General features: G+C 62.0%; 32 protein-coding genes. 24 read left to right on the top strand and 8 right to left on the bottom strand.

The features are described 5' to 3' along the window. Positions 1–39: 39 nt before the first annotated feature. Entirely contained in the window at positions 40–1,230 is a 1,191-nt protein-coding gene (locus Q7S20_12930) for an ATP-dependent 6-phosphofructokinase (GenBank protein ID MDO8502739.1), read from the bottom strand. 207 nt (positions 1,231–1,437) lie between these two features. On the opposite strand from Q7S20_12930, the gene Q7S20_12925 reads away from it, so the two are divergent. From Q7S20_12925 to Q7S20_12890, 8 genes are all read left to right on the top strand, one after another. Beyond that, positions 1,438–1,731, top strand: coding sequence for a hypothetical protein (locus tag Q7S20_12925; protein ID MDO8502738.1), 294 nt, complete (start codon positions 1,438–1,440; stop codon positions 1,729–1,731). A gap of 132 nt (positions 1,732–1,863) precedes the next feature. After that, on the top strand, positions 1,864–2,172 hold the full coding sequence (locus Q7S20_12920; protein MDO8502737.1) for a plasmid pRiA4b ORF-3 family protein: 309 nt from the start codon (positions 1,864–1,866) through the stop codon (positions 2,170–2,172). Positions 2,173–2,375: 203 nt separating this feature from the next. Beyond that, positions 2,376–2,891 carry a hypothetical protein gene (locus Q7S20_12915; GenBank protein ID MDO8502736.1) on the top strand — a complete coding sequence of 172 codons (516 nt, stop codon included), beginning with the start codon at positions 2,376–2,378 and terminating at the stop codon, positions 2,889–2,891. A gap of 300 nt (positions 2,892–3,191) precedes the next feature. After that, positions 3,192–3,452, top strand: coding sequence for a hypothetical protein (locus Q7S20_12910; GenBank protein ID MDO8502735.1), 261 nt, complete (start codon positions 3,192–3,194; stop codon positions 3,450–3,452). 293 nt (positions 3,453–3,745) lie between these two features. After that, on the top strand, positions 3,746–3,985 hold the full coding sequence (locus Q7S20_12905; GenBank protein ID MDO8502734.1) for a type II toxin-antitoxin system prevent-host-death family antitoxin: 240 nt from the start codon (positions 3,746–3,748) through the stop codon (positions 3,983–3,985). Then, positions 3,982–4,368, top strand: a complete 387-nt coding sequence (locus Q7S20_12900) for a type II toxin-antitoxin system VapC family toxin (protein MDO8502733.1) — start codon at positions 3,982–3,984, stop codon at positions 4,366–4,368. Before Q7S20_12905 ends, Q7S20_12900 begins: the two co-directional genes overlap by 4 nt. Before the next feature lie 361 nt (positions 4,369–4,729). Beyond that, the gene (locus Q7S20_12895; GenBank protein ID MDO8502732.1) at positions 4,730–5,713 is read left to right on the top strand and encodes a hypothetical protein; all 984 of its coding nucleotides are present in this window, start codon (positions 4,730–4,732) and stop codon (positions 5,711–5,713) included. Positions 5,714–5,958: 245 nt separating this feature from the next. Next, the gene (locus tag Q7S20_12890) at positions 5,959–6,225 is read left to right on the top strand and encodes a hypothetical protein (GenBank protein ID MDO8502731.1); all 267 of its coding nucleotides are present in this window, start codon (positions 5,959–5,961) and stop codon (positions 6,223–6,225) included. A gap of 7 nt (positions 6,226–6,232) precedes the next feature. On the opposite strand, the gene Q7S20_12885 is transcribed toward Q7S20_12890, so the two are convergent. Beyond that, positions 6,233–6,526, bottom strand: a complete 294-nt coding sequence (locus Q7S20_12885; protein ID MDO8502730.1) for a helix-turn-helix transcriptional regulator — start codon at positions 6,524–6,526, stop codon at positions 6,233–6,235. A 43-nt stretch (positions 6,527–6,569) separates the two neighbouring features. On the opposite strand from Q7S20_12885, the gene Q7S20_12880 reads away from it, so the two are divergent. Next, positions 6,570–7,550, top strand: a complete 981-nt coding sequence (locus Q7S20_12880) for an amidohydrolase family protein (GenBank protein MDO8502729.1) — start codon at positions 6,570–6,572, stop codon at positions 7,548–7,550. Between the two features lie 91 nt (positions 7,551–7,641). Here the strand turns inward: Q7S20_12880 and Q7S20_12875 are convergent, their stop codons facing one another. After that, a complete protein-coding gene (locus tag Q7S20_12875) occupies positions 7,642–7,917 on the bottom strand; it encodes a DUF2442 domain-containing protein (protein ID MDO8502728.1) in 276 nt (91 codons plus the stop codon). Between the two features lie 188 nt (positions 7,918–8,105). On the opposite strand from Q7S20_12875, the gene Q7S20_12870 reads away from it, so the two are divergent. From Q7S20_12870 to Q7S20_12845, 6 genes are all read left to right on the top strand, one after another. After that, complete coding sequence (locus Q7S20_12870; GenBank protein MDO8502727.1) at positions 8,106–8,504, top strand: hypothetical protein; 399 nt, start codon at positions 8,106–8,108, stop codon at positions 8,502–8,504. 473 nt (positions 8,505–8,977) lie between these two features. Next, positions 8,978–9,223: a hypothetical protein gene (locus Q7S20_12865; GenBank protein ID MDO8502726.1), complete on the top strand. Its 246-nt coding sequence runs from the start codon at positions 8,978–8,980 to the stop codon at positions 9,221–9,223. A 342-nt stretch (positions 9,224–9,565) separates the two neighbouring features. Next, a complete protein-coding gene (gene aroF / locus Q7S20_12860; GenBank protein ID MDO8502725.1) occupies positions 9,566–10,600 on the top strand; it encodes a 3-deoxy-7-phosphoheptulonate synthase in 1,035 nt (344 codons plus the stop codon). Beyond that, complete coding sequence (locus Q7S20_12855) at positions 10,600–10,899, top strand: chorismate mutase (GenBank protein ID MDO8502724.1); 300 nt, start codon at positions 10,600–10,602, stop codon at positions 10,897–10,899. Before aroF ends, Q7S20_12855 begins: the two co-directional genes overlap by 1 nt. Continuing rightward, positions 10,899–11,738: a prephenate dehydrogenase gene (locus tag Q7S20_12850; GenBank protein MDO8502723.1), complete on the top strand. Its 840-nt coding sequence runs from the start codon at positions 10,899–10,901 to the stop codon at positions 11,736–11,738. Before Q7S20_12855 ends, Q7S20_12850 begins: the two co-directional genes overlap by 1 nt. 170 nt (positions 11,739–11,908) lie before the next feature. Beyond that, entirely contained in the window at positions 11,909–12,121 is a 213-nt protein-coding gene (locus Q7S20_12845; protein ID MDO8502722.1) for a hypothetical protein, read from the top strand. Positions 12,122–12,261: 140 nt separating this feature from the next. Here the strand turns inward: Q7S20_12845 and Q7S20_12840 are convergent, their stop codons facing one another. The 4 genes from Q7S20_12840 to Q7S20_12825 all read right to left on the bottom strand — a co-directional run bounded on the left by Q7S20_12840 (position 12,262) and on the right by Q7S20_12825 (position 14,281). Further along, the gene (locus tag Q7S20_12840) at positions 12,262–12,576 is read right to left on the bottom strand and encodes a DUF418 domain-containing protein (GenBank protein ID MDO8502721.1); all 315 of its coding nucleotides are present in this window, start codon (positions 12,574–12,576) and stop codon (positions 12,262–12,264) included. Between the two features lie 16 nt (positions 12,577–12,592). Continuing rightward, a complete protein-coding gene (locus Q7S20_12835) occupies positions 12,593–13,159 on the bottom strand; it encodes a heparan-alpha-glucosaminide N-acetyltransferase domain-containing protein (protein MDO8502720.1) in 567 nt (188 codons plus the stop codon). Positions 13,160–13,375: 216 nt separating this feature from the next. Then, the gene (locus tag Q7S20_12830) at positions 13,376–13,738 is read right to left on the bottom strand and encodes a four-helix bundle copper-binding protein (GenBank protein MDO8502719.1); all 363 of its coding nucleotides are present in this window, start codon (positions 13,736–13,738) and stop codon (positions 13,376–13,378) included. A 48-nt stretch (positions 13,739–13,786) separates the two neighbouring features. Beyond that, positions 13,787–14,281, bottom strand: coding sequence for a CBS domain-containing protein (locus tag Q7S20_12825; GenBank protein MDO8502718.1), 495 nt, complete (start codon positions 14,279–14,281; stop codon positions 13,787–13,789). 560 nt (positions 14,282–14,841) lie between these two features. Here Q7S20_12825 and Q7S20_12820 point away from each other — a divergent pair. From Q7S20_12820 to Q7S20_12800, 5 genes are all read left to right on the top strand, one after another. Then, positions 14,842–15,066: a DUF2892 domain-containing protein gene (locus Q7S20_12820; protein ID MDO8502717.1), complete on the top strand. Its 225-nt coding sequence runs from the start codon at positions 14,842–14,844 to the stop codon at positions 15,064–15,066. A gap of 85 nt (positions 15,067–15,151) precedes the next feature. Next, positions 15,152–15,292, top strand: a complete 141-nt coding sequence (locus Q7S20_12815) for a hypothetical protein (GenBank protein ID MDO8502716.1) — start codon at positions 15,152–15,154, stop codon at positions 15,290–15,292. Then, positions 15,289–15,819: a hypothetical protein gene (locus tag Q7S20_12810; protein ID MDO8502715.1), complete on the top strand. Its 531-nt coding sequence runs from the start codon at positions 15,289–15,291 to the stop codon at positions 15,817–15,819. The genes Q7S20_12815 and Q7S20_12810 overlap by 4 nt, the downstream gene beginning before the upstream one ends. Then, the gene (locus Q7S20_12805; protein MDO8502714.1) at positions 15,806–17,431 is read left to right on the top strand and encodes a cbb3-type cytochrome c oxidase subunit I; all 1,626 of its coding nucleotides are present in this window, start codon (positions 15,806–15,808) and stop codon (positions 17,429–17,431) included. The genes Q7S20_12810 and Q7S20_12805 overlap by 14 nt, the downstream gene beginning before the upstream one ends. 285 nt (positions 17,432–17,716) lie before the next feature. Continuing rightward, positions 17,717–17,896: a hypothetical protein gene (locus tag Q7S20_12800; protein MDO8502713.1), complete on the top strand. Its 180-nt coding sequence runs from the start codon at positions 17,717–17,719 to the stop codon at positions 17,894–17,896. 18 nt (positions 17,897–17,914) lie between these two features. Here Q7S20_12800 and Q7S20_12795 read toward each other — a convergent pair whose 3' ends face one another. Then, positions 17,915–19,630: an aldehyde dehydrogenase family protein gene (locus Q7S20_12795; protein MDO8502712.1), complete on the bottom strand. Its 1,716-nt coding sequence runs from the start codon at positions 19,628–19,630 to the stop codon at positions 17,915–17,917. A gap of 238 nt (positions 19,631–19,868) precedes the next feature. On the opposite strand from Q7S20_12795, the gene Q7S20_12790 reads away from it, so the two are divergent. Genes Q7S20_12790 through Q7S20_12775 form a run of 4 tightly spaced genes read left to right on the top strand, consistent with a single transcriptional unit; the run spans position 19,869 to position 22,059 of the window. Beyond that, the gene (locus Q7S20_12790) at positions 19,869–20,549 is read left to right on the top strand and encodes a metalloregulator ArsR/SmtB family transcription factor (protein MDO8502711.1); all 681 of its coding nucleotides are present in this window, start codon (positions 19,869–19,871) and stop codon (positions 20,547–20,549) included. After that, the gene (locus tag Q7S20_12785) at positions 20,546–20,896 is read left to right on the top strand and encodes a DsrE family protein (protein MDO8502710.1); all 351 of its coding nucleotides are present in this window, start codon (positions 20,546–20,548) and stop codon (positions 20,894–20,896) included. Before Q7S20_12790 ends, Q7S20_12785 begins: the two co-directional genes overlap by 4 nt. A 9-nt stretch (positions 20,897–20,905) precedes the next feature. Next, on the top strand, positions 20,906–21,340 hold the full coding sequence (locus tag Q7S20_12780) for an FAD/NAD(P)-binding oxidoreductase (GenBank protein ID MDO8502709.1): 435 nt from the start codon (positions 20,906–20,908) through the stop codon (positions 21,338–21,340). A gap of 2 nt (positions 21,341–21,342) precedes the next feature. Beyond that, entirely contained in the window at positions 21,343–22,059 is a 717-nt protein-coding gene (locus tag Q7S20_12775; GenBank protein ID MDO8502708.1) for an FAD/NAD(P)-binding oxidoreductase, read from the top strand. Positions 22,060–22,095 lie beyond the last annotated feature (36 nt).

Raw genomic sequence — 22,095 nt, 5'->3', positions numbered from 1 at the left:
GATGGCAAGTGAGACCTCCCACTCCTCGCCTCACGGTCATCAATCACTCGTCATGATGAACAGAGGTGCGCCGTCGAACTCGTAGATCGGCCGCAACCGCTCCGTGTTGTAGTACTTCTTGACGTCGACGACCTTCTTCTCCGACGTTACGCTCGTGATCGGAACGCTGTCGTAAAAGCCGCGGTGGACGCTCACGAGACGGCCGAATTGCTTCTTCAGGATCAGGTCGAGCGCGAGATTGCCGAACGCCATCGGCACGATCGAGTCGAGTGCATCCGGATCGCCCGAGCGAACGAGATAGCCGAGCCGCTGGCTGATGACGTCAATCCGTCGGCCGTTGTTGTACCTGGGTGAGTACTCCCTGACCGCGGCAGCGACCTTGTCACCGATGCCGCCGAGCTTGCGGTGTCCGAACATGTCCGTCTCTTCGCTCTCGAAGCTCATTCCTTCCTGCGTCTTGAGGTGTGCTCCCTCCGATACGAGCGCCACTGAGTACTTGCTGGGATTCCTGTTGTGGTCGTAGGTCATCAGCTCGGTCAGATGCTCGACGTCGGCCGGATACTCGGGGATGAGGCAGCGGTCGGCGGCACCGGCCATCGTCGGCAGGAGCGCCGTGAAGCCGGCGTATCTGCCGAAGACCTCGATGACGAGAAAACGCTCGTGTGATCCGGCCGAGGTGCGCAGGCGGTGCGTGAGCTCGATCGTGCGCGTGACGCAGGTACTGAAGCCGATGCAGTAATCGGTGCCGTACACGTCGTTGTCCATCGTCTTCGGGATGGCGACGACGTGTACCCCTTCATCATGCAGGCGTTTGCCGTAGCTGAGCGTGTCGTCGCCTCCGATCGGAATCAGTACGTCGACTCCGATGTGCTCGAGGTTCTGGAGCACGTCCTTCGTGACGTCGTTGACGGCCAAGTCGTAGCCGGTGAGATGCGCCGGCACGCGCGCGCGCGGCAGGTGGCTTGGCCGCGTTCGAGAGGTGTGGAGGAAAGTGCCGCCGGTGCGGCCGGCGCGATTCACGATGGCCTCCGAGAGCTCCTGCACGTTTTCGGAGTTGTCGGCGCCATCCTCCCGGTTGTAGTCGACGACTCCCGCCCAACCGCGCCGAATGCCCATAACGCGGTAGCCTTCGCGCAGCGCGCGGATCGTGATCGCCCTGATCGCCGGATTGAGACCGGGGACGTCGCCGCCGCCGGTGAGGATCGCAATTGTTCGTTGGTTGCTCGCCATGTGTCCAAAGCTATCGCGGAGGCAGGTCGTTCATCAGAGAGGCTTCCTAACGAAGGTTGCAGCTGACAAGCACTTTTCGGTGGTGCGCTGCGCGACCCGATGGTGATTTTCAACCGGGAAGTGCTTTCCACTACAAAGTACTTTACATTGGCCTCAGTGCGGCTTTTCGTACGTCGTTGACTCGAAACCCGTTCTGCAGGCTGCCATATGAATTTGTTAACGGTGATGAAGCTGCCGAGCGCCTTTCTTCCGGTGGCAATGTCGTTCGCCGCACTCGCGACGGTGCTTGGTCACGTTGCCATGTTCGGCGTTGTTCGCGAGGTCGATGAGGGGACCGCCGCCCATATCTTTCAGCTACTCATTGCTGGACAGGTACCGATCGTGGCGTTCTTCGCGATCAAGTGGCTACCGCGGACTCCAAAGCAGGCTCTGCAGGTACTGGCGCTGCAAGCCGGCGCAGGTCTCGCAGCACTTGCACCGGTTTTCTTTCTCCACCTTTAGGCCGAGATGTCGCCTCCTACGCACAAGCGCCATGCGGTCTGACGAGGAGTTGCAGCGGCCGGCGCTTCGGTTGCTGCCATTCGGTTGAGCGCCAGACCGTCGGGTTCGCGGCGGCTACTATTCCGCGTCACATTGCGACATGTCGAGCCGCCCATTTGGCGAGAGATCAGCGTCCCAGACGTGTTTTCGCTGTTTCAGCTGCATCGCTGCATTCAATTGGTGTTCGGATGGCTCGACTATCATCTCTTCGAGTTCCAGATCAGCGACCGCCGCTTTGAAGGTGCCGATCCGGAGGCGGAGGGGGAGAACGCCGCGAGCGTACGGTTGCGAGATTTGGAGCTCAACTCACGCTCGTCGTTCCTCTACCTCTATGATATGGGGGACTACTGGGAGCACGACATCACCGTGCGGGGCGTTCGCCAGTCAAGCCGACGGCGATGATGAGGATCTTGTGGTGTGGCTCGGTCCGGACTTCGATCCGGAACTATTCGATCGGCGTGCAGGCAATCATGCGCTCATGCTAGCCACGGCGTGGGGTGTGATCTAATAAGAGTCAGGCTGAACCACGACAGCACCCCGCTCACTGCGGGGAGGTGACAATGCACGTACACGAGAGTCATCAATCGGCGCAAGCCATTGCTGAGATGCCAACGATTTCCCGGATGATGCTATCGGTCGCAGCGGCATGGATGCTGTCGTTGGGGTTCGATCTGTTTCTGCATGGAGGACTGCTCGCGAGGCTCTATGTTGAGCCGAGTGCGTTCCTTCTCGGGCCCGAAGATGCCTTCCGGCGAATCCCGCTTGGCTATCTGGCATTCCTGGTTCTCACGCTGACCTTGTACTGGCTGCTCCGCCGACTTGGCGTTCGTGGAGCGATCGCGGGATTCCGACATGGAGCAGCGAGTGGCGCGGTAGTGTGGGGTGCCTTCGCGGCCGGACTCTATTCCATCAGCACTGTGACAATGCCGCTCCTGGCTGGCTGGTGGATCGGTCAGGCGCTCGAGCTGGGACTTGCAGGCGCGGTGCTTGGGGCGGCCGCGAACGGCGTGCCGCTGAAACGGATCTGGGCTATCGTGATGGGCGCGGTGATCGCGTGTGTCGCCGGGACCATTGTTCTGCAGTCCCTTGGCCTGGCTCCACCCATGAAGCTCGTACGATGAACGCGCACGTCAGCCTAACAACGGCATGCAGCTGCCGGCGCTGCGTGCCGCAGCTGATGCCGAAGCCGTTAGACCGACGACGACAACCATTCGCTACATTGCCGGGGAGTCTACATGACCTGCTACGAGCATGAGCTGCTTGGGTCCCTGATGAACCTCAACTTTCTGAACCGCCGGATGCGGACCCGCATGTCCGGTGGTGTGGGAGGGCAGTAGGAGAGCTATCCTCTCCTACTTCCTATCCCGATTCATTCCCTTGCAACTGAACTTGGGCGTTATATGCACTACATGAATCTGTGAATGTCTGAACGCGCTACGCCGGCCGTGATGGCGGCACTCAAAGAGGTTCTGCAGAGACAAATCGACGCCGGCGATCCGCCAGAAGCGCGTCTTACATTGGCTCGCCTACTGGGCGAAGGTATGTCTGACGACGAAGCGTGGCGTTGGCTTTCGGCTGTTATGCTTCAGGAAATGAGCATAATGATTCGCGACAATCGACCGTTTGATCGCGCAGGGTACGCGGCGGCGCTGGACCGACTGCCGGGACTGATCGACCGTTGAGGCGCGCGCCATTGGCGCCCGAGGCGTATGACGTACGCTGCTGCAGTCAAGCGATCTTTGGTAGCTCGCTGCGCTCGCATTTCATTGATTCGCTTGCAGCAGAGCTTCGGCGGTTAGACGGCAATTCCACGAATCAAAGGAGAGCTTTCCCTATGCATGCTCTCCTCTCCCAAAAGCTTCCGCTATGCTAGCCTGCAGAAGCGTCGCAGCAATTGTTTTTCTCCGCTGCCAGTTGACGGTGGGAGGGCGACTGGATAGACTTAGTCCTCTCAACTTAGTCCGATGAGGTAGGTTTGGTCACCGTCAACATTCACGAAGCAAAGACCCAGCTCTCGAAGCTGGTTGATCAGGCCGTCAAGGGCGAAGCGTTCGTAATCGCCAAGGCAGGCAAGCCGTTGGTTAAGGTGGCAGCGCTGGCTGCCCCCGCAACGCCGCAACGGCTGGGCTTCCTGGCGGGCGAGATCGCCGTGCCCGACGACTTCGATCGCATGGGCGAGCGTAAGATCGCGGCCCTGTTCGGTGCCAAGGCGTGAAGCTCCTGCTCGACACCCAGCTCCTGCTCTGGGCGGCCGGTCAGCCCGAACGGCTCTCGGCCGCCGCGCGCAAGCAACTCAACAACCCGAAGAACGAACTCCTCTTCAGCGCCGCCAGCCTCTGGGAGATCGCCATCAAGAACTTCCTCGGGCGTGAAGACTTCCGCGTCGAGCCTCGCTTGCTGCGCCGGGGCCTGCTCGACAACGGCTACACCGAGCTGCCCGTCACCAGCCAGCACGCGGTGAACATCGACGGCTTGCCCCCACTGCACAAAGATCCCTTCGACCGCCTGCTGTTGGCGCAAGCTCTCACCGAGGGCATCACCCTGCTCACGAGCGATGCGCAACTGGCCAGATATCGCGGGCCGGTGCGCAAGGTGTAGCGGGCGGTGGAAGCACAGCACAGCAGCGCTATCCGGATCCAGATCAGCGTCTATGAACACCAGATCGTATTGTGGATGCGCGTGGTGCAAGACGCTGCCCACCTTCGCACGGCATGAACACTACGTCAGTCCGTCCGCGACAGCGGGGATTCCGCGCCTCCGTCCGCGCCTGGTAGTGAACGGCCTGAACTATGCAACGTCAGCACGCCATGAGACTCGCCGGCATTCCGCGACGGCAATCAGGTCTGGGGGCGCGTCGTCGAGGACATCCCCGACTCCAGTCGCGAGCTGATTGCCGCGCTGAGCGAAGCCCAATCGGTATAGTGATTTTGTCCCGGCGGTTAAACAGGAGGGTGTCAGAATGATGAGACTAAAGGGATCGATTTTCCTGGTGGGAGTAGCTTTGGGGCTGAGCCAGGCTCCGCAGGTTGCGACGGGGCAGGAAAAAGGTGGTGGGAAAGGCCAGGGCGGCGGTGGCGAGGTTCAGGGCAAAGGCCGCGGTAACGTTGGACAGGCTAAGGGCCAGGGGCAGAGCAAAGCCAAAGGCGCGACCAAGGGCCAGGGCCAGAAGCAGATCACTCAGCCCGGACGCTCGGGCGCCGCTGGAGCTTCGCGCACGGCTGGTAAGGGAGTTGGAAAGGCCGATGCGCCGGCTGGGCGGGCAACAGGCAGAAGCGCGCGAAGCGAATTCGTGCGCCTTGTTTCACCCGGTACGATGCCCCAGTCAGTCCGCCACTTCGCCACAAGCCGTCGGCCTCAGGACGTCATCCTGGCCGCGGCAGTTTCGCACGCGTTCGCCCGCGGCCGCGGTGACGACGTTCGAATTGAGCCGGTTGGAAATGGAATGCGACTAGCGAACCGAAGAGGAGACCCCTTGGTGTTTCTCGACGACGAGAGCGCCCGAAACCTTGGGCGTTGGAGAGTCGGCGTGATCGACGAAGACCTGCGCGAAGGCGCGCCCAGCTTCTGCCGCTCCGGTGCGGGTCACCCGGTGTGGGGACGGCAGTGGTGCCTGGACAAAGGATTCGGACTCGGCTCGTATCAGGATTTCAGCTGGGGACGCACCACAGACCTCGGCGACATCGTCTTCTCACGAGGCGGATTCGGGAACAGTCTCGTCGGCAGCGCTCTCGCGAGCGTGCTCGGCACGACAGCGTTCAACCGGCTCGCACTTCACGCAGTCACTCTGGGTCTGGTCGAGCCGCTGACGGGAACGTGGTACGCCGAGCCGAGGGGACCACAGCTGCTATTGGTGAATTCCGGAACACTGCCGGTCGCTGAATTCGTGGATGTGAACCGGGACAACCGCGCGGACAACATGCTGGTCGCGCTGCGGCGCTGGTAGCGTTGCGCAACGGGCAACTACGCCGTCGTGGGAACCACCCTGCAGATCGTCGGAGAGAGTCTCTGCGAAGCGCTCGATCTCCGCGCGGGGTCGAGTCGCCGACCGAAGCCCCGCTGACCATGCCGTCTGACGAGCAAGGTAGCCGCCGACGCGTACGCTCCGAGGAGGACATGGTGCGATGTCGAGCCCGCTAACCCCGCCTACAACCGCTGCCAATCCCATAACCAAAAAGAGAGGAGCGAATTATGAACGACACGATTACGCGATTCTTCGGCCACACAATCAGCAGTGACGCGTTTGACAGGAGGCTCGGACAAGTCGTTTGCTTTGTCGCGGGTGTGGTTATGGTCGTCGTAAGCTTGTGGAAGCTGACGCGGCTCGACCTGAGTGAGGCTCAATTCTTCTTCGGCGTGCTTCTGTCGCTCTGCGTCCCACTGCTTCTCGTCATTGTGGGACTGGTGCTGCCGATTGCCACCACACCGCGTGGTAACAACATCCCTGACCGCGAATGACAGGACGCTAGGCGTCAACCGCATCGTTCGTTTCCAGTTTGAAGACCTGTTCGACGGTCACGCCGAAGAGTCGCGCTAATCCGAGCGCCAGCGACACGCCGGGATCGTACTTCCCGTTCTCCACGGCGTTGATGGCCTGCCGAGACACGCCCAGCCGTTTAGCGACGTCGGCCTGAGTCCAGTCGTGCTCCGCGCGGAGAACGCGCAAGTTCAGGATCGGCGCTGGTGAATCCTGCCCGCCGGGCACAACCGAAATCCGTCCACAGATCTGCAGAGCACCAGAATCGCCGGCGCCGAGCATTCTCGACTACCGGCCACGATCCACGCTCGTCACGTCTGCGCACATGGTGCGAGCGGCGAAGTATCCCGCGATCGACTACCACGGCCACCCTCGAGACCTGATCGAATCCGCCGAGGGTCTGGCGCAGCTCGGCGCTGCACTCGACAGCATCAACGTCCGTCTGATGGTCGCGGCCGACAATCTCTCAGGCGAACGGCTGCAACGAGCTCTCACTGCAATCAACGCATCGCCGAAGATGAAGGATCGCGTGCGCGTTCTCGCGGGAATCAACTTTCGAAATGTGGGAGCAGGGTGGGCGGACAAGGCGATCAAGCAACTGGAGACTGACATCGCCGCGGGCGCTGTTGGAGTCGGAGAGATCTCCAAGAGCCTCGGCCTCTCGATAAAAAAGCCAGACGGCTCGCGTCTGCGCATCAACGATCCGGAGCTCGATCCAGTCTGGGACGCATGCGCACGACTTGGAATTCCGGTGTTCATTCACACGGCCGACCCGCAGGAATTCTTCCGGCCGATGGTGGACTACACCAATGAGCGCTGGCTCGAGCTGTCGCTGTTCCCCGGCCGCCGGTATCCACAGGACCAGTTCCCGAGCTTCGACGAGCTGATGACGGAGAGAGACAATCTCTTCCGCAAGCATCCGAAGACGACGTTCGTCGCGGCGCACATGGGCTGGCACGCCAACGACCTCGGCCGGCTCGGAAAACTTCTCGATGAATTTCCGAACGTGTACACAGAAGTCGGCGCCGTGCTCTACGACATCGGTCGGCAGCCTCACGCCGCGCACGATTTCTTCGTCAAGTATCAGGACCGCATCCTGTTCGGCAAGGACTCGTTCCAGCCGGAGGAATACCCGTACTACTGGCGTGTCTTCGAGACGCGCGACGAATACTTCGACTACTACCGTCACTATCACGCTTTCTGGAAGCTGTACGGAATCGACCTTCCGGATAGCGTTCTGAAAAAGGTCTATTACCAGAATGCGCTGAAGATCACTCGAGGCCTTCCACAAGCAACGCCCCGATAATGAGCACTATCGCAACTCGCTTCGATGTCCTCGACGAACGCATCACGGACTGGATGGCGAAGCATGGCCTTCTGAATTTCATTCTGATCGGTTATCGATTATCGGTTGGCGGGCGTAGGGCGGGGATACCCTCGAGCATGCCTCGGACGCTGATGTCTTCGTCCACATCAGGCCAGCGAATGCCTGAACCGTCGCCCACAATCTCGTAGCGAGCCCGGTGTTCGGGTGTTGCCTCCGACAGGCGCCAGGACCAGACGAGCGGCACACTGATCGTGCGTCCGTCCGCCAGATGCACGGTGATGAGGTCATCGGTGACCTCTACTGTCCGCACGCGCGGGTCGCTATTCGGATGCGCCGCAGTGTTCACGCCAAGCCTCCAGAATATGGTGCCGATATTCCAAGATAATACGTCGAATGGCCAAGAGTTCCCGGGAGGTGAGGCCGTCGGGGAATGCCCTTTATCGTCGGCATGATTAGCCGAGTGTAGCAGACCTCGCGTGTGCGCTATAATATTTCGATGTCAGCAATAATCCTTTCGGTGGCAGGTGTCGCGTGATGATCTATGCGGAGGCCCGGGACGCGCTCGTGTCGCATCTGCGCCTGGATGCTGATGCCCATGAGGCCGGGCAGTACGATGCGGTGGGCCGGCGCTTCGACTGGCTCGAGCACCGGTTCCCTCGGGGGACCGCGCCGGAGCTGGGACGCCTGCACATCGCGCTCACCTTCTGGGACGGCTGGGTGCATGCGCGGAACCACGGCTGGCCACCGGGCCCGATCGGACTCGCCGAGTGGCCCCGCCTCGCCCGCGTCGTCGCGGCGGACCTGACAGCCGATCGTGACATCACGGACGATGCGGTTCTCAGCAACTTTGATCTGGTGACGCATCCGCGCCTCAACGAGCGCGTACAGATCCTTGCTGCGCGCTTGCGGGAGAGAGACGACGCGGGGGAATAGAAGGCTGCCGCCACTGCTGTCCATGGACGCAGTCAGCGACAGTCGCGCATATCCCACGGGAAGCTGGAGCCGCTGGTTCGCTACGAGAACTGTGTCTATCTGAAGACGATCGGAGGCGCGGTAGCAGACCTCTTTCACCTCGCGTGGCGTTGCGTCCGCGTCGAGCCAGAGCTTCATGAGTGCGGTATCGGGGCAAGGGACGGGACAGCAGCGAGTTCGGCTGGCGGAAGATAGTCCGCGGTTTACCCGGCGGATGCTCCCGTGCCCACGTCGGCGTAGTACTATAACTCAGCCAGGAAAACTCTGGTCAGGAGGAATCTCACATGGATCCGAAGACAACAGCTGTGGTTTTGATCGAGTATCAGAATGACTTCAATGTCACAAAGACGAGGAGAGACTGAGATGATGCGGAGACAACTGGTGCTTGCCGCACCTGGACGGATGCACAGCGCTCCTCATCAGGAGGCAGGCGCGTGACAAGTTCCAACAGTACTTGGGTGCCAGTTGCCACGTATGCCGCGGGGTATGAGGCCGATCTGGCCATCGTGCGCCTCGATGCCGCAGGGATCCACGCCATACGGCGCGGGAATGACATCGTCGGGATCTTTGGGCCGGGGTTCGAGGGCGCGAGCGCTCACGGATTCACCGTGCTCGTTCCGAGTCCCATGGTCGACGACGCGCGTGAGGTTTTAGTGCCCGGGGACGACACCGTCTTATGACGCACCAAAGCTGCGCGGCCTGCGCTGCAATTGCCGGCATCGCCGCACAACTCCTTCGGGCTGGTGCAAAACGTCGGACTCACGCACCCGCCGCCTGACTTGCAGGACAATGTTCTCTTGACAACGGTTCTGGCAAACCACTATCCTCGCACCATGCAGATCCGCCAGAGCTATTACGCGTATTCCTGTCCGACCCATATCACGGGCCGCTATCGGGAGTGTACGCGCGATTAGAGCAGGCATTCAGCAAACTGTCTCGCGCATCTCGATGGCCCGTGAATCCACGGGCCTTTTTTGTCGCTCATACCGAAGCCGAACGCATCCTCAGCAAAGCAGGCCACCATGATCATCATCACCCGGTCCAACATCTCGGAAGCGGAGCTCGATCATATCCGAGAGCGCATCGAAGGGCTTGGATTGCGCACTCACCTCTCGCGCGGAGAGCACCGAACGATCATCGGCTGCATCGGCGACGAAGCGCTGCTGGAGAGCATTCCGCTCCGCACGCTCCCCGGCGTGGAGTCGGTGATGCCGGTGCTCAAGCCCTACAAGCTTGCTTCGCGGGATTTTGCGGCCGGCCGAACGATCGTTCAAGCGGGATTCGGAGCGATCTTCGGGGGCGAGGATATCGCGGTAATAGCCGGTCCGTGCTCGGTCGAGAACCGTCAGATGCTCGAAGAAACGAGCCGATACGTTCGATCCGCGGGGGCCTGCATGCTGAGAGGCGGGGCATTCAAGCCGAGGTCGTCACCGTACAGCTTTCAGGGTCTTGGTCTCGAAGCGCTGCGCATGCTGGCTGACGTTCGCACGGAAGTCGGCTTGCCCGTAGTCACCGAGGTGCTCGACACTCGTCACGTTGATCTCGTCGCCGCACACGCCGACATGCTGCAGGTCGGAGCACGCAACATGCAAAACTTTGCCCTGCTTTCGGAGCTCGGCAGAGTTCAACGTCCGGTTCTACTCAAGCGCGGCATGTCCGCAACGGTGACCGAGCTGCTGATGGCGGCCGAATACATCATGTCGCACGGAAATCCCAACGTGGTGCTGTGCGAGAGGGGCATACGCACGTTCGAGTCGTCCACTCGCAACACTCTCGACATCTCGGCCATTCCCGTCCTGAAGCGGGAGACGCATCTGCCGGTCATCGTTGATCCAAGCCATGCCGGTGGAGATGCAGACCTGGTGGCGCCGCTTTCGTTTGCGGCAATCGCGGCCGGCGCGGATGGTCTGATCGTCGAAGTTCATCCAGATCCGGAACACGCTCTTTCGGACGGTGACCAGTCCCTCCCTCTCGCCGCGTTCGCCACTTTCATGCAGCGACTCGAGCCATTCGCGGTGGCAGCAGGCCGCTCGCTCCGCGTTCCAGTTCCCGTCTGATGACCGAACACAGCGAAGAGTCGGAGACACTGGCGGAGCTTCACGCGTGCCGGCAGGATCTCGAAAGGCTGGATCAGGAGCTGGTGAATCTGCTCGCGCGACGCCTGACGATCGCGCGTCGCACAGCGGGACTGAAGCGCGCTTCGGGCCTGCCGATTCTGGATCCTCAGCGCGAAGCTACAGTCATTCGGGGTGCGGTATCGCATGCGCGGAAGCTCGGGGTTCCCGAGGAGCCGGTGCGGGAAATCTTCTGGCACATCGTCGGCCTGTCGCGGCGCGTGCAGGAGGAAGCCGATTGATGGCGTCGCCAACTGTCGCTGTGATCGGTCTCGGGCTCATCGGTGGATCGGTGGCGCGTGCACTTTCTGCGCGGGGCGTGCGAGTCGTCGGGTTCGACCGCAACCGCGCTTCGGTGGATGCGGCGATGTCCGAGCACGGCATCGAATCCGAGCTGGACGACGAGCTGAACGGTATAGCAAGCGCAGACATCATCGTCCTCGCCCTGCCGGGAGACGCGGCGCGGGAGATCATTCCGCGGCTGGCGCGACTTTCCACCCATGCGACACTGGTCACCGATGTCGGCAGCGCCAAGCAACTCGTGGTGCAAGCCGCCGAAGCGGCGGGGATGGGACCGCGTTTCGTCGGCTCTCATCCGCTGGCCGGCGATCATCGCTCGGCATGGCAGTCTTCGCGGGCTGACATGTTCCAGGGCGAGCGGGTTTTTCTCTGTCCGGCATCGACCACTCGTCGCGAAGCGATTCAGGCCGCGGAAGATTTCTGGATTTCACTTGGCGCTATTCCGACCACGATGGATGCGCTATCGCACGATACCCGAATGGCATGGCTGAGTCATCTCCCGCACGTTCTCTCGACAGCACTCGCTCTCACTTTGCGGGACGCTGGTTTGACACGTTCGGAGCTTGGCCGAGGCGGGCGTGATCTGACTCGACTTGCCGGCAGCTCGCCCGAGATGTGGAGCGCGATCGCGCTGGAAAACGGGTTTGCGATCGCGGCGGCTATCTCCAGTTTTGAGCAGCATCTCGAGGAGCTGAAGACTGCAGTGGTCGCTGCCAACCCAGCCTCGTTCAAGGCCAGCTTCGCGGCGGGACGCGAATGGTTTGCGGAAGGGTCCGGCTGAGACGCAGCGTTTACTTGTGCTGCCGCGGTGCTTCTGGTCGAAGGTATTGCGCTCACAACCGTCTCGTCCAAGCATTAGGTAAAGGCGATCCTATGTCAGCGCAGCAGAGCTAGAACGCTGCCGGACGCCAGCCTTGTTCTGCCATGTCACTTTTCTCCGGAGAATGCCTCATGCGACGCTATGAACTCGTCTCGGGACTCTTTCTGAGTCTCCTTGCGCTGGTGCAGCTGGTCCGCTTCGTTCGCGGATGGCCGGTCCTCGTAGCCGGCGTGGAAATCCCGGTTTGGATCTCTGCAATCGCGTTTCTTATAGTGGGCAGTCTGGCGCTGTGGGGTCTTCGCTCCGCTCGCGCCATAATGGGCGCGTCTGACCGCGCGACCTGACCAGGGAGTTAGCCAGCCGCCCAAATGCGATCTCTCCGATGTCGGATGTAGCGTGACCACGACTCGACTGCCTGGGGATGCCGCGGGGATCCACGCCATCCGGGCACTGAAGAAGACGAGCTGTTGAGAAGGCCAACCAATCAGCCAACTAACCCCATGATGTCGCCCTTGGCCGGCGTTCGGCGGATCGGCTGAAGCTTTCCGTACATCCCCGTCCGCAACAGCCACTCCAGCGGCCCCCACCGATAGCGGGCGAACCACCACCCGCTCGTAACGGCCATGCACGCGAAGACGACAATCGCGCTCGGAAGAGCATAGGCCGGTCTCATCGCCAGACCGAGGCCGTGCCTGGAAAAGAGCACGTCGAGAACGGCGATCTGCAGGAGGTAGTTCGTAAGCGCCATCCGGCCGACCAGGCTGAACGGCCGCAGGCCCGCCTGGGAACGGAAGGACAAACCATCTGAGCCACCATCAGAACACGCCGAAGACCATCGCTGCTGCGAGAAGGCGAGTGTGCTCACGCGGTCGGTCGAACACTCCGACCCGGTAAGCCAGCACGCCGATCAACAGCATGGTAAAGGTGTTTGAAGGCATGAACGTCGCGGGAAGCGAGGATAGCCAGGTCGTGTGCCAGAGATGCTGGCCGATCACTGCCAGATAGCTCCATGCGAGTACGAGCGAAGCGAGCGACCGCACCGACCACCGCCGTACGACCCATAACAGGAGCCCCCATTCCGCATATCCGAAAAGAACGTTGTAGCCGATGCCGAGCATTGCGAGGTAGCCAAACGCGGCGATGAGCAGCATGCGGCGGACGTAGCGCCAGACGTAACCGATGTCGTGCCTGCGCTGCGCGCGGACGAGCTGTATGGCGCATCCCACGCCGAACAGAATCGCAAACGTCGTCGCGGCCTTGTTCTCGAGAAACATGGCCACTGCAGTCCTCGATGCTGCGTCGAACCGACTCGTTTCCCACGCGCGATCGAAAAAATGGACCAGGATCATTCCGAAAATCGCGATACCCCGGAGGAGATCCAGTACCTCGATTCGCTCGGCGGCAGTTCGGATTGAAAAAGAGCCCGATAGCCATGCAATGTTCCAACATGAGCGTCAACTTCAGGAGCCTATTGCGGAGTCCTTCATGTGGCGAACTGACGCGGCGTTGGTATGAGACTCCGCTCGGCGCGCGCGTAAGCGCCGATGAGCAGTAGGTCGCTTTCTCCCTCGCTAACCTGAGACTGGGGGAGCGGTGTCCTATACGCTTGTCCTTGACATCCGCTCGCACGAATCCGCGCATTGCCGACAGACTTCAGCGCAGGCGTGCATGACGTCGTCGCCGGCGAACTGGTCGCAGTCTTCAGCGCAGCGCTGACACAGCGCCGCGCACGCCGCGCAGATGCGGCCGTGTTCATCGGAGCCGCGGAGCATGAAGTCCACCGCAGTCTGACAGATCTTCGCGCAATCCAGAAGCAGCGTGATGTGGGCTTCCTCGGCATGTCGGCCGGCCTGCTCCAGACAATACGGCACCGTCGACAGGCAGACCTCGTTACAGCGCACGCACTCATCAATGCAACTGCGCACTGCGGGGTCGATCAGGTTCATTGCAGTTCTTGGCATGGCTATCCTCCTCCTCGATTCAACTCAGCACGATCCGCGCCCGCCTGACTAGGCTTTCTTCGCGCGCGAAGCGGATTCGATTGCCACGAACTCGCCAATCTTCTCCATCGTCAGCAGGCCCGCCAGCTCACGGCCGCGGATCACGGGGAGCGTCCGGCAATGGCACGCTTGCAGTCGCGCCATCGCTTTCTCCAACGGCTCATCGGCCTCCGCCGTGATGAAGCTACGCTGCATGACGTCGCTCACGAGCATGTCACGACGTCCCTCCGTGAGCGTTTTCAGCAGCGCTTCGCGCGTCAGTATCCCGGTAACCTCATGATCGTGCGTCACCGGAAAGTCGTGCTGAAAGCCCGCCCGTATCTGCCCGATTGCGACAGAGAGCGGGTCGGTCGGAGAGAGCGTGCGAATGTCAGTCGCCATGACCCGCGAGACGGGTACGTCCGCGATGACCGTCTTGAGTTGCGCCGCCATGGCTTCGCCGCCGGCACTGATCCAGACGAATAGCGCGATGAGGGCAAGAAACGGGTTCGCCAGGACGAACAATCCCAGAATCCCAAAGAGCAGGGCGAAGGCCTTTCCGATTCAGAGATGGTTGCGGGCGGCCACGTCGGTATTCCCGTGATGCGAAGCGCGAGATAGAGGACAGTGACGATCGCCACGGTGACCGCAGGGCCGGCGATCGCGATCGCCAGCTCCTGCGCTGGGCGGTCCGGCATGCGCTCCAAGCGCGCGACGCCGCCGATTGGCAGGAGCGTGATCCCGGCAGTCTTTATTCCGTAGCGTCGGGCGGTGAGGGCGTGTCCCAGCTCGTGCAGCACGACCGACGGGAAAACGCCGAGTGTGAGGACCACGCCTTCTACGGCCGCCGATGCCGTACCAAGGCGTTGATACTCGGCGAGCGCGATCCACGCGAGGAGAATGAGAAAGGTCGCGTGAAGATCGAGATCGATTCCGGCGTTGTTGCAGATTGCCTTCATCCCCCGTATGTTCGCGAGGCACCAGGCTTGTCTCCTTTGTTTCTCGGTGATCACTGTCATCGTGCTGGTGGCAGAGCGCCTTCTTGAAAGCTGATCGCCTGCCAGTCCACTTCTACGGAGGGACAGATGAAGAAGAACATGGGTACCGCGGATCGTCTGATCCGGACGCTCATCGCGATCGGCATCGCCGTCCTCTACTTCACCGGTCGCATCAGCGGCACGCTCGCCATCATTCTCGGCGTTGTTGCGGTCGCTTTTCTGCTCACCAGCTTCGTAGCCCACTGCCCAGTCTACGTCCCGCTCGGGCTTTCGACTCGTAAGGAGCCTCCCGGTTCCTCCTCCGGTGTTTGAGCAGAGATAGGCTGTCCAACGCGATCTGGTCAGCCGCCTGACCAGCCCGCGAAGTCCGGAACTACGTCGCCCAAGGAGCCGACCCATGTCCGAAATGCCGGAAGGCTTGCCGAAACATCCCATTGGTACATTCGCCTTTGTCGGTTTGTACGTGGTGCTGTTCGTAGCCGGCTGGTTTGCGGTGTACATCTGGCTCTATCTCGGCCGGGGAGCGGTGACCCAGTGAAGATCGATCTGTACGAGCGGGTGTGGATGTGGGGGGTCGGGGTGATGCTGGCGCTGTTTTTCGGCTCGCTCGCCAACGCCTCCATCCGGCACGGGTTCCACCCCCCGTCCCACGTCGAGACGATTGACCCGAAAAAGGTGTTTCAGAATCCTCTGTTCAGCCGCCAGGGCGTCACGGTCGATGCCGGTGGTGCGGTTCACGTGTCGGTTGTCGGGATGATGTTCGCCTGGCTGCCTGGTGAGATGGTGCTCCCCGCGGAGACCCCCGTCACGTTCCACATGACGACCGTGGATGTAATCCACGGCTTTCAGATTGTGCGCACCAACGGCCAGTCAATGGTCATCCCGGGCTATGTGAGCCAGTTCACCACCTCGTTCAAGCCGGGTGACTACCTGATCGCGTGCAACGAGTATTGCGGGGTGGGCCACCACACCATGGCGAGCAAACTCAAGGTGGTGCCGAAGGGCAGCTGGCAGCAGCCCGGCGCGCTGACCTCGACGGCGGGAGTCGCTGATGCCGCGCGCTAACCGGCTCATCCTGGCCCACATCTGGGTTGCGGTGCTCGCGTTCGGCGTCGCCGCAGCGATGGCGGTCATGCAGGCGCTCTCCCGCGCGAACCTCGAAGTGCCCTACCGGTCGGCGCGGATGTATTACATGTCGGTGACGGCCCACGGCGTGCTGATGGCGCTGGTCTTCACCACCTTCTTCATCATGGCGCTGGGCTATGCCGTCGCCCAGCGCGAGAATGGCGAGATCAGGTGGCTGCGGTTCGGGTGGATCATGTATGGGATTGCCGTCACCGGCACCGTGATGGCCGCCTGGGCGATCCTCACCTTCCGGGCGAGCGTGCTGTACACATTCTACCCCCCGCTCCAGGCCCATCCGGCGTTTTACATCGGTCTGACGCTCGTGGTGGTGGCGTCGTGGGGATGGTGCGCGAGCATCATCGCGTCCTGGCGGGAATCGCGCCGCCGGCGAGGTGAGTCACCGGTCAGTCTCGCGATGCATGGGACGACCGCCAATGCAATGCTATGGCTGCTGGCGACGATTGGAGTGGCGTCGGAGATGCTGTTCCAGCTCATCCCGTGGTCGCTCGGGTGGGTGAAGACGGTGGATCCGCTCCTGGCACGAACACTGTTCTGGTTCTTCGGTCACCCGCTGGTGTATTTCTGGCTCCTTCCCGCCTATGTGATCTGGTATGCGCTGGTGCCCAGGGAAGCAGGGGGCAAACTGTTTTCGGAACCGCTGGCCCGGGTCACCTTTTCCCTGTTCCTGATTCTCTCCACACCGGTGGGATTCCACCATCAGTACCAGGATCCGGGCATCCCCGCCGCGTGGAAGCTGTTCCACACCTTCAATACGATGGCGATCTCCTTCCCGAGCCTGGTGACCGCCTTCACGGTGGTCGCTTCGCTCGAGGTGGCGGGCCGGTTGCGGGGTGGCAAGGGTCTATTCGGCTGGATTCGCGCGCTGCCTTGGGGGAACCCGGTGGTGTCCTCGGTGCTGTTCGCGGGACTGCTCTTCATGGTGGGCGGCTTTGGCGGGGCGATCAACGCGGCGTACGTACTCAATTCGGTGGTTCATAACACGGCGTGGATTCCGGCGCACTTCCATTTGACCGTCGGCAGCGCCGCGGCGCTGACCTTCATGGGGGCATGCTACTACCTGGTTCCGCGGATCGCCGGGCGGGAGCTCGAGCTTGGCCTGCTGGCCAAGGTGCAGCCGTTCCTCTGGTTCCTGGGGATGGTCCTTTTCTCGTTCACCGGGCACATCGCCGGTCTCATGGGACTGCCCCGACGCGTCTTCGCCACCGACTACGCCGGTGCGCCCCAGGCGGAGATGTGGCACACACTCACCAGCGTCTCAGCCCTGGGAGGCATCGTGCTCTTTGCCAGTGCGGGATGCTTCGTGGTCGTGATGATCGCCACGCTGCTGACCGGCAAGCGCACCGCCGTCGTGCCGATCGAATGGGCCGAGCCGCTATCCCCGCCAGCGGGTGGTTTCAGGAAAGGCATCTGGGACCGACTCGAACTCTGGTTTGTAGTGGCGGTGGTGCTGGTGATTCTGGCGTACGCGGTGCCGGTTTACGACCTCATGCATCTGACGCGGTACGGCAGTCCCGGCTTCAAGCCCTTCTGACGGCCTGGCGAGATCGGGCCGCGACGATCGCGTCGAGCAGCGGCGCCGGTGGATCCGAACCTGCCGATCCGCGGGCGATACGTCAGCCTTCGGATTGAGGCCGCCGTTGGCCAAGACCTCGATCTTCCAGTCTCACACACCATAGTCAATCCCAACGGCAGCACCCGGACTCCTCCACCGCAGCCAATCCCGATTGCACTGTCCGTACGGGATCATCAACTCGTTGCCCTGCCTTCGCCTCGCTCAAGCGGCCTATACGCGCGGGCGTCCCAGCGCGACCAGCGCGTGGCAGTGCTCGAGCAGCCGCTCGCGTACTTCATTCCCGAGCACGTGACCGACCCATCGCGCCGCGCCGCCAGGGAAGAGCTATGGGTCGAGGTCACGATCCCCCGCCGCGGTGCGCCACGGCCGATTCGGCTCGGGGTGAAGAAGGATGGGGTGCTGACGCCACTTGAATTCAACTAGCCAACCGACCGCCGTCGATTACCCCCTCAGCGCCGCGAGAAAGATTCCGGGCAGGCGTCTCCAGCCTGGGCGAGCCTCGAAGCGGGCAATGCGCCGTCCCACGGTGTGCGCCTGCTTGTTCGTCACGAACCACGGTGGCTTGGGCGACACGTGCATCTCGCCGTGCAGCAGATTCCTGGGGAACGGAAAGAACGGCTGTCGAACCACGGCTTTCTGCGGTTTGTCGAACAGCAGCGAGTTGTGCACCACGCCGGTGCCGCTCTGGATGTCGTTCCGCGCGTGTCCCGGGAACGCGCCCCATGGTGTCTCTGCCAGGAGAAAGCCGACGCCGATCCACGCGTTGATCCCGATGCATCCGTAGCGCAGCTCGGCGATCGCCTCGTCCAACGCCGGGCCCAGCTCTTTCATCGTCCGTGGATGAACGATGAGGTTGACACCGAGCGTCCCCCACAGATTCTCGTTGGCGAAACTCACTGCCGCCCGAAGAAATTCGGCGGCGCTCTTTCCAGGGAGACTGGTTACCGAAAGAACGTTGGAAAAGAATTCATGCGTGAAGCAGTACTCGTCTTTCTTCGCCGCATCGAGCCCTGTAATGAGTGCTCGCGGCGCATCGATCGCGGATGGCTCGTCGAGCAGCTCGGCCTCTGGATGTGCCGCCACCGCCGCGCCCTGTCGCTGCGCTGCGCCCGGATAGTACGACTCGCGCGCCGGAATGCTCTGCATCGTCCTGCGCACGGACGCGATGAAATCATTCGAGCGGTTCCACTCCTCCGGCAGTACCAGAACCTGCGCGGCAACGCAATTGAATCCGCCGTTGTGTGACTTCTGCGCCACCACATGCTCGGCCTGGTACGCGAGGTCCGCATCGCTCCACGGACCCGGCACCACGATCGTCGCCGACACGTTTCCCAGCTCGGCGGTCACGCGCTTGCTGACCACGGGCTCGTCGCGACGGCGCCGCTTCTCTCCTTCCTCACCGCCACCGAATACGATCGCATTGTACGTTCGATAATCTCCCGTGATGTGGACTTCGTCCACTCCTTGGTGGGCGACCAGATACGCGCCGACATCCGCACCGCCATAGGCAAAGCCGACGAAACCGCCAGCGACGAGGGATGAAAAAATCTCCTCGAAGAACGGACCGAGGTAATCGTTCACCGGATTCATCTTGAGCATGCACACCATCCCTTCGGCGAACATCTTGTAAAGCATGTCAAGCGGGGCGATGCTGGCGATGTTCCCTGCACCCAGAACGAGCGCCACTTTTCCCTGAGGCGACGGCTGCCGATAGAACGACGCTGTATGGTCAGCGAGATTTTCCGCGGTCACACCCGGCTGCATCCAGACCTGCGCCGAAGTTCCGCTGAGCAGCAGGCGGTCGAAGAGGCTCCCTGGAAAGACATCCACGACAACCTGGCCGTCCAGTCGCGTGTGCACGGCTCCGTCCGAAAAAGGCGCCTCGCCTTTATCGAGCTTCTCGAGCGTTCCGATCAGGACGTTCAACCCTCTCAACAATGCCCAGGGTCCCGAGATCCATTCCTCGCCGACGAGTGGCGAATCCCTCGGAATGCGCTTCGCCTCGACCGCCGCGTTCACCCAGCGCTCGGCGATTTCGTCCGCCTTTGTCCGGAGCTCTTTGAGATGGGCTGTTTTCCGGCGAATGGGCAACGTCGCCCATTCGTCCTTGTGGCGAGCCAGCGTCGCGACCGTGTTGTCAATTTCGGACGGGTTCATCCAATCATCTCCTGCAGCTATCAACTTCTGGTAGCGGCCTTGTTGAGAGCGAGTATGCGCTTGCAGAATAACGATTGGGTCGCAGCTTGGCAGCAGGTTGCAGGATTCAGGGATCAAGTCCACGAGCACCATCATGCGCGTCAGTCTCTACCGGTTCGCCGAGGATCCAGTTCTGTCTGGCACTTGACAGGGCAGAGTATTCAAGTAACCATTGGAATACTCTAATGGGGTCTCTGCCGTGTCCCGCCGAAGACTGAAGGACCGTCTGTACGACCAACTTGCCAGAATCGGAAAGGCTGTCGGAAGCGGTCGCCGCCTGGAGTTGCTTGAAATCCTCGCCCAGGGTGAGCGAACGGTAGAGAAACTCGCCCGGGAGACGGGTCTTTCGGTCGCCAACGCCTCGCATCACCTGCACGTGCTTCGGCAGGCACAATTGGTCGATTCCCGAAAGGCTGGCCTCTATGTGTTCTACCGGCTCACTGACCCCAACATTTACGACTTGTCGCGGCTGATTCGCGAAATCGCCGAGCGCCACCTGGCCGAGGTGAGCAGGATCGTCGAAACCTTTCTCACCGCGCGAGATCAACTTGAGCCGGTTGCACGAGAAGACCTCCTTGAGAGAGCGCGCGCGGGCGCCGTCCTCGTGCTCGATGTGCGCCCTTCAGACGAGTACCGGGCCGGCCACATTCCGGGTGCCGTGTCGGTTCCCGTCGAGGAACTCGAGAATCGCATCAGCGAGCTGCCCACTGGGAAGGAGGTTGTGGCCTACTGCCGGGGGCCGTATTGCGTCCTTGCCTTCCGCGCGGTCGAGATTCTTCGGGCGCGCGGTCATTACGCCAGGCGGCTCATGGATGGTTTCCCCGAGTGGCGGGCCGCCGGACTCCCCATCGAAGTATCCACGACGGAGGAAGCAGCATGAAAGCACTGGTCATCTTAAACGACCCTCCCTATGGCTCTGAGCGCTCCTACAACGGGCTCCGCCTCGCGGCCTCGCTCGCGAAGCAGGACGGTATCGAAGTGAAAGTCTTCCTCGCCGGCGATGCCGCCAGCTGTGCCAAGAGCGGCCAGAAAGTGCCGCAAGGCTACTACAACGTCCAGACCATGCTCGCCGCGGTGACGCGTCGCGGGGGCAGGGTCGGTGTCTGCGGCACCTGCATGGACGCGCGTGGAATCACCGAAGCGGAGCTCGCTGAGGGCACACATCGGAGTTCCCTCGACGAGTGGACGGCCTGGACGATCGAAGCCGACAAGACCCTGATCTTCTGAGGACACGTGATGACATCAAAGACGGTACTCATACTTGGTGGAGGGGTCGGTGGACTGGCGGCGGCGACCGAACTCCGCAAGGCCCTGCCGCCGCGGCACCGAGTGGTGCTCGTCGAGCGCGAATCGTCCTTCGTGTTTGCTCCTTCCTTGCTCTGGCTGATAACGGGGAGTCGCACCGCCGAGCAGATCTCACGCCCCATGACCCGACTCGAGAAACACGGTGTCGAAGTCGTGCGAGGTGAGATCGAGCGCATCGAACCCGGGAAGCGAGAGATCGTCGTCTCGGGTCGCACTCTGACCGGCGACTACCTCATCATCGCCCTCGGGGCGGAACTCGCAACGGAGGCCGTACCGGGCCGAGGGAAGCGGGTCACAACTTCTACACGCTCGCCGGCGCCGAGGCGCTGCGGGATGCCTTTGCCGGGTTCACCGGCGGGAAGCTGATCGTGCTGACGGCCGCTCCGGCCTATAAGTGCCCCGCAGCACCGTACGAGGCCGCGATGCTGCTCGAGTACGCATGCCGAAAGCGAAGGATTCGTGACAGGACGCAGATCGACCTCTACGCGGCCGAGCCGGGTCCAATGGGGGTGGCTGGCCCCGAGGTTTCCAAGGCTGTTCGCGGGATGGTCGAGGCAAAGGGTATCGCCTACCACCCCGAGCACCAGATCAAGGAAGTGGACGACAGCGGCCAGCGACTCAAGTTCACGAATGGTTCGGAGGCGTTCTTCGACCTTCTCGCCTATGTCCCGCCGCACAGAGCCCCGAAGGTCGTGCGCGAGTCAGGCCTCGTTGGCGAGAGCGGCTGGGTTTCGGTCGATCGTCACACGCTCGAGACGCAGTACGACGGCGTCTACGCTCTCGGCGATGTCGTTGCCATTCCCTTGAAGCTCGGCAAGCCGCTGCCTAAGGCAGGCGTGTTCGCCCACGCCGAAGCCGAGATCGTTGCGCGCAACATCGTGCGCAGCATCACCGGGAAGGGAGAGCGGGCATCCTTCGAGGGAGAGGGTGCGTGCTTCATCGAGACGGGGGATGGCAAGGCGGGCTTGGGGAAGGGCAACTTCTACGCGGAGCCAGTACCACAGGTAAAGATCCGCCCACCTGGGCGCCGCTGGCACCTTGTGAAGGTTCTCCTCGAGAAGCGCTGGCTCAGGCAGTGGTTCTGAACGGAGCTACCGGCTCCTTCACCGAACTCGACCCCG

It is taken from the genome of Gemmatimonadaceae bacterium, from assembly GCA_030647905.1.
Classification (GTDB): domain Bacteria; phylum Gemmatimonadota; class Gemmatimonadetes; order Gemmatimonadales; family Gemmatimonadaceae; genus UBA4720.
This window is presented reverse-complemented; position numbering and strand designations above follow the sequence as displayed.

Coding starts and splice junctions, on each gene's coding strand:
- Q7S20_12780 (MDO8502709.1), top strand. CDS start 20,906: ATGACATCAAAGACGGTACTCATACTTGGTGGAGGGGTCGGTGGACTG.
- Q7S20_12910 (MDO8502735.1), top strand. CDS start 3,192: ATGTCTGAACGCGCTACGCCGGCCGTGATGGCGGCACTCAAAGAGGTT.
- Q7S20_12885 (MDO8502730.1), bottom strand. CDS start 6,526: ATGCTCGGCGCCGGCGATTCTGGTGCTCTGCAGATCTGTGGACGGATT.
- Q7S20_12795 (MDO8502712.1), bottom strand. CDS start 19,630: ATGAACCCGTCCGAAATTGACAACACGGTCGCGACGCTGGCTCGCCAC.
- Q7S20_12930 (MDO8502739.1), bottom strand. CDS start 1,230: ATGGCGAGCAACCAACGAACAATTGCGATCCTCACCGGCGGCGGCGAC.
- Q7S20_12820 (MDO8502717.1), top strand. CDS start 14,842: ATGAAGAAGAACATGGGTACCGCGGATCGTCTGATCCGGACGCTCATC.
- Q7S20_12785 (MDO8502710.1), top strand. CDS start 20,546: ATGAAAGCACTGGTCATCTTAAACGACCCTCCCTATGGCTCTGAGCGC.
- Q7S20_12870 (MDO8502727.1), top strand. CDS start 8,106: ATGATCTATGCGGAGGCCCGGGACGCGCTCGTGTCGCATCTGCGCCTG.
- Q7S20_12815 (MDO8502716.1), top strand. CDS start 15,152: ATGTCCGAAATGCCGGAAGGCTTGCCGAAACATCCCATTGGTACATTC.
- Q7S20_12850 (MDO8502723.1), top strand. CDS start 10,899: ATGGCGTCGCCAACTGTCGCTGTGATCGGTCTCGGGCTCATCGGTGGA.
- Q7S20_12830 (MDO8502719.1), bottom strand. CDS start 13,738: ATGCCAAGAACTGCAATGAACCTGATCGACCCCGCAGTGCGCAGTTGC.
- aroF (MDO8502725.1), top strand. CDS start 9,566: ATGATCATCATCACCCGGTCCAACATCTCGGAAGCGGAGCTCGATCAT.
- Q7S20_12915 (MDO8502736.1), top strand. CDS start 2,376: ATGCCAACGATTTCCCGGATGATGCTATCGGTCGCAGCGGCATGGATG.
- Q7S20_12855 (MDO8502724.1), top strand. CDS start 10,600: ATGACCGAACACAGCGAAGAGTCGGAGACACTGGCGGAGCTTCACGCG.
- Q7S20_12805 (MDO8502714.1), top strand. CDS start 15,806: ATGCCGCGCGCTAACCGGCTCATCCTGGCCCACATCTGGGTTGCGGTG.
- Q7S20_12895 (MDO8502732.1), top strand. CDS start 4,730: ATGATGAGACTAAAGGGATCGATTTTCCTGGTGGGAGTAGCTTTGGGG.
- Q7S20_12845 (MDO8502722.1), top strand. CDS start 11,909: ATGCGACGCTATGAACTCGTCTCGGGACTCTTTCTGAGTCTCCTTGCG.
- Q7S20_12890 (MDO8502731.1), top strand. CDS start 5,959: ATGAACGACACGATTACGCGATTCTTCGGCCACACAATCAGCAGTGAC.
- Q7S20_12925 (MDO8502738.1), top strand. CDS start 1,438: ATGAATTTGTTAACGGTGATGAAGCTGCCGAGCGCCTTTCTTCCGGTG.
- Q7S20_12880 (MDO8502729.1), top strand. CDS start 6,570: ATGGTGCGAGCGGCGAAGTATCCCGCGATCGACTACCACGGCCACCCT.